At 65.8% G+C, this 664-nt stretch carries 1 protein-coding gene; it reads left to right on the top strand.

Annotation, left to right across the window (positions count from 1 at the left end; translation table 11 throughout):
• A partial coding sequence (locus L8F97_RS22485; protein ID WP_277925153.1) for a TIM-barrel domain-containing protein occupies window positions 1–664 on the top strand: 664 nt, incomplete at both ends.

Genomic DNA, 664 nt, shown 5'->3' with positions numbered 1-664 from the left:
CCGACGCAGATGCAGCGCTATTTCGCGCCGGCGCTGCCGCACGTCGGCATCAGCGTGCGCGGGGCGGACGGCCACACCATCGCCGAGATGACCGGCTGGGAGATGGCCCCGGCCGATGTGAACGGCGAACATACCTTCCACGTCGGCGCGAATTTCGCGGTGCAGCCGGGCGAGCATTACTACGGGCTCGGCCAGAATCAGGAGGGCGTGCTCGACCTGAAGGGCCGCACCATCGAGTGTCGGCACAATTACGACGCACCGGCGGGTGAAAGCGTGTGCGTGCCGTTCATGGTGACGAACAAGGGCTACGGCATCGTGTGGGACAACCCCTCCGCCACCACCGTGTCGCCCGGCCTCAACAACGCAACGCACTGGCAGTCGAACGTCGGCGAGCGCGTCTCGTTCTTCGTCATCACCGGCGACAGCACCGATCAGCTCTATGCCGGCTACGCCAAGCTGACCGGCGCCACCCCGCTCCCGCCCAAGGCTGCATTCGGCCTGATTCAGTCGAAGGCGCGCTACGAGAGCCAGGCCGAGCTGCTCGGCGTGGCGGAGGGGTATCGCAAGCGCAACCTGCCGCTGGATGTGATGGTGCTCGACTGGTTCTACTGGACGCGGATGGGGCAGCTCGACATCGATCACACCTATTTCCCCGATCCCAAGG

The sequence above is a fragment of the Sphingomonas sp. BAUL-RG-20F-R05-02 genome (assembly GCF_022662305.1).
GTDB lineage: Bacteria > Pseudomonadota > Alphaproteobacteria > Sphingomonadales > Sphingomonadaceae > Sphingomonas.
The sequence above is the reverse complement of the archived record's forward strand: the minus strand, read 5'-3'. Positions and strand labels throughout refer to the sequence as shown.